Source organism: Ruegeria faecimaris, assembly GCF_900182615.1.
Classification (GTDB): domain Bacteria; phylum Pseudomonadota; class Alphaproteobacteria; order Rhodobacterales; family Rhodobacteraceae; genus Ruegeria; species Ruegeria faecimaris.
Genome location: NZ_FXTE01000034.1, coordinates 1 through 2,960 on the forward strand (window position 1 = coordinate 1; position 2,960 = coordinate 2,960).

A 2,960-nucleotide genomic window follows, 5' to 3' on the forward strand; every position below is an offset into this window, starting at 1 on the left:
GCGCGGCATGCGGCGGTCAGGGTGTTGGCCAGCAGGCATGCGATTGTCATGGGGCCGACGCCACCGGGGACGGGGGTGATTGCTCCGGCGCGTTCGGCGGCGCTGGCGTAATCCACGTCTCCGACCAGCTTGTTCTTGCCGTCGCGTTCAATGCGGTTGATGCCCACGTCGATGACCGTGGCGCCTTCCTTGATCCAGTCGCCGGGCACCATCTCGGGGCGGCCCACAGCGGCGACAACGATATCGGCGCGACGGACAACATCGGGCAGATCCTTGGTGCGGCTATGCGCGATGGTCACGGTGCAGCTGTCGCCCAGCAGCAGCTGCGCCATCGGCTTGCCAACGATGTTCGAGCGGCCGATCACAACCGCATCCATGCCCGACAACGATCCATGATGGTCCCGCAGCATCATCAGGCAGCCCAGTGGGGTACAGGGCACCATCGATTTCTGACCGGTGCCCAGCAGGCCCACATTCGAGATGTGGAACCCGTCGACATCCTTGGCCGGGTCGATCGAATTGATCACCAGATCTTCGTTCAGATGCTTGGGCAGCGGCAGTTGCACCAGAATGCCGTGGACTGCGGGATCGGTATTCAGCTTGTCGATCAATGCCAGCAGGTCTGCCTCGGAGGTGTCCACATCCAGCTTGTGCTCATACGAGTTCATGCCGACCTCGACGGTCATCTTGCCCTTCGAGCGGACATAGACCTGGCTGGCCGGGTCTTCGCCCACCAGAACCACGGCCAGACCAGGGGTGATGCCATTTTCGTCCTTCAGCTTTGCAACCTGATCGGCAACCTGTGCCCGCACCGTTGCTGCAAAGGCCTTACCGTCGATAACCTGCGCTACCATTCTTCGATCCCTTCTTCCCAAAAACGGATCGGGCGCTTGGGGCGCCCGGTCAGTCAGTCGTTGCCGAGCACACGTTCCTCACGCGCAATCGACCAGTCAATCAGAATGCGCCACAGCGTCTCGGCCAGATCGGGGTCCATCCCCGCCGCCTGAGAGCTGGCACGCACCTTTTGCACCACCTCTTCAACACGATCCGGAATACGGGCCGGCAGGCCCTCGCCCGGCTTCAACTCAGACGCGCGATCAATGTAGCTGGCGCGCCTCACCAGCATCTCGATCAGGTGCCGGTCCAGCTGGTCGATCTGAATCCGCAGATCCTGCATCGTTGCGCAGTCTTGCGGCGGTGTCAGAGTGGGCATCGTGATCTCCTCGTGGCCCGGAGCATTCTCCGGATCACGAGATGTCTTATCTGGCGACTTAGAACAAGCCCTCGATCTCACCTGCGTCATTGAGGCAGATGCTTTCGGCCGCCGGTTTGCGCGGCAGGCCCGGCATAGTCATGATCTCACCACAGACCGCCACGATAAATCCGGCACCCGCGCTCAGGCGCACCTCGCGCACCGGAACCGAATGGCCGGTGGGCGCGCCGCGCAACGAGGGATCGGTCGAGAAGGAATATTGCGTCTTGGCCATGCAGACCGGCAGGTTGCCGTAACCGGCTTCTTCCCATTCACGCAGCTGGTTGCGGATCTTGTTGTCGGCCAGAACCTCGTCCGCGCGATAGATGCGCTTGGCGATGGTTTCGATCTTCTCGAACAGCGGCATATCGTCGGGGTAGATCGGCGCAAAGTTCGCTGTGCCCCCTTCGACGATTTCGACCACCTTCTCGGCCAGCGGCGCCGAACCTTCCGACCCCAACTCCCAGTGACGCGACAGAACCGCTTCGACCCCGTGGTCAGAGCAATAGTCTTTCACGGCTTGCACTTCAGCGTCGGTATCGGTGACGAAGTGGTTGATGCCAACCACAACCGGCACGCCAAAGGATTTGACGTTTTCGATGTGACGACCCAGGTTGGCACAGCCCGATTTGACCGCGTCGACGTTTTCCGCACCCAGATCAGCCTTGGCCACACCGCCATTCATCTTCATCGCACGCACGGTGGCGACCAGCACCACAGCCGACGGCGCGATACCCGCTTTGCGGCACTTGATGTTCATGAATTTCTCGGCGCCCAGATCGGCGCCAAAGCCCGCTTCGGTCACCACATAGTCAGCCACTTTCAGCGCGGTCTTGGTCGCAATGACCGAGTTACAGCCATGCGCGATGTTGGCAAACGGGCCGCCATGCACAAAGGCCGGGTTGTTTTCCAGCGTCTGCACCAGGTTCGGCTGCATCGCGTCCTTCAGCAGCACCGTCATCGCGCCTTCGGCCTTGATGTCGCGACAGTAAACCGGGGTCTTGTCGCGGCGATAGGCCACGATGATGTCACCCAGACGCTTTTCCAGATCTTTCAGGTCGTTGGCCAGGCACAGGATCGCCATAACCTCAGAGGCCACGGTGATGTCAAAGCCGGTCTCGCGCGGGAAACCGTTCGATACGCCACCCAAGCTGGCCGTGATCTGACGCAGCGCGCGGTCGTTCATGTCGACCACACGACGCCACGCTACACGGCGAATGTCGATCTCGCACTCATTGCCCCAGTAGATGTGGTTGTCGATCATCGCCGACAGCAGTGAATGGGCGCTGGTGATGGCGTGAAAGTCACCGGTGAAGTGCAGGTTCATCTCTTCCATCGGAACAACCTGCGCGTAACCACCACCCGCAGCGCCGCCCTTCATGCCAAAGTTCGGGCCCAGCGAAGCCTCACGGATACAGATCATCGCGTTCTTGCCGATCCGGTTCAGACCGTCACCCAGACCCACAGTCGTCGTCGTCTTACCCTCACCCGCAGGCGTCGGGTTGATCGCCGTCACCAGAATCAGCTTGCCGTCCTCACGGCCCTGAACCGAATTGATGAAGTCCTGGCTCACCTTTGCCTTGTCATGGCCATAGGGCAGAAGATCAGCAGATTCGATGCCGATCTTCGCACCAATCTCCTGAATCGGCTTCTTCTTCGCCTCACGCGCAATTTCGATGTCAGATTTATAGCTCATTGGGTTTCGGTC

At 60.6% G+C, this 2,960-nt stretch carries 3 protein-coding genes; all 3 read right to left on the minus strand.

Annotated features, from left to right (window positions below; all coding sequences use genetic code 11):
- The coding region (gene folD / locus FN806_RS20325) for a bifunctional methylenetetrahydrofolate dehydrogenase/methenyltetrahydrofolate cyclohydrolase FolD (protein WP_142640423.1) at positions 1 to 854 on the minus strand (854 nt) is incomplete at its 3' end.
- Positions 855 to 907: 53 nt separating this feature from the next.
- Complete coding sequence (locus FN806_RS20330) at positions 908 to 1,213, minus strand: chorismate mutase (protein WP_142640424.1); 306 nt, start codon at positions 1,211 to 1,213, stop codon at positions 908 to 910.
- A gap of 58 nt (positions 1,214 to 1,271) precedes the next feature.
- Entirely contained in the window at positions 1,272 to 2,948 is a 1,677-nt protein-coding gene (locus FN806_RS20335) for a formate--tetrahydrofolate ligase (RefSeq protein ID WP_142640425.1), read from the minus strand.
- Positions 2,949 to 2,960: the final 12 nt, after the last annotated feature.